1 protein-coding gene is annotated in these 430 nt (G+C 67.7%); it reads right to left on the bottom strand.

Translation table 11 applies throughout. The features are described 5' to 3' along the window. The coding region (locus D7X55_RS46730; RefSeq protein WP_199747435.1) for a hypothetical protein at positions 1-430 on the bottom strand (430 nt) is incomplete at both ends.

Below are 430 nucleotides of genomic sequence, written 5' to 3'. Positions count from 1 at the left end.
GCATCAGCTTGCGCGGCGGGCGCGGCGGTGTTCGCTGGCGGCTGCTCGGCCACCGGCGGCGGCTCCGACGGTGCCGGTGGCAGCGTCGCCACATCGATCTCCGACAGCGGGCTTTCGTCCGGGCATACCGCATCCGGGAAACCGAAGCGCTGCTTCAGGGCCTGGCCGCAGCTGTTGATCGATTCCATGTCGGCGCCGTCGCGCTTGCACTGCTGGTCGAAGGCGATCAGGAACGCGTCCTTGCGCTGCACGAAGTCATCGCCGCAGGCGCGCATCTGCTTGATCCGTTCCAGATCGTCCTGCACCGCGTTGGTGCCATCCAGGCCGTACTGGCGCAGCTCATCCGGCGTCAGCAGGCGCAGGCTGCGATTGGGCACGGTCATCATCAGATCGGCCACGCCCACCGCCACGCCATTGCGCTGCAGGTAAT

It is taken from the genome of Corallococcus sp. AB049A, from assembly GCF_003668885.1.
GTDB classification, from domain to species: domain Bacteria; phylum Myxococcota; class Myxococcia; order Myxococcales; family Myxococcaceae; genus Corallococcus; species Corallococcus interemptor.
This window is presented reverse-complemented; position numbering and strand designations above follow the sequence as displayed.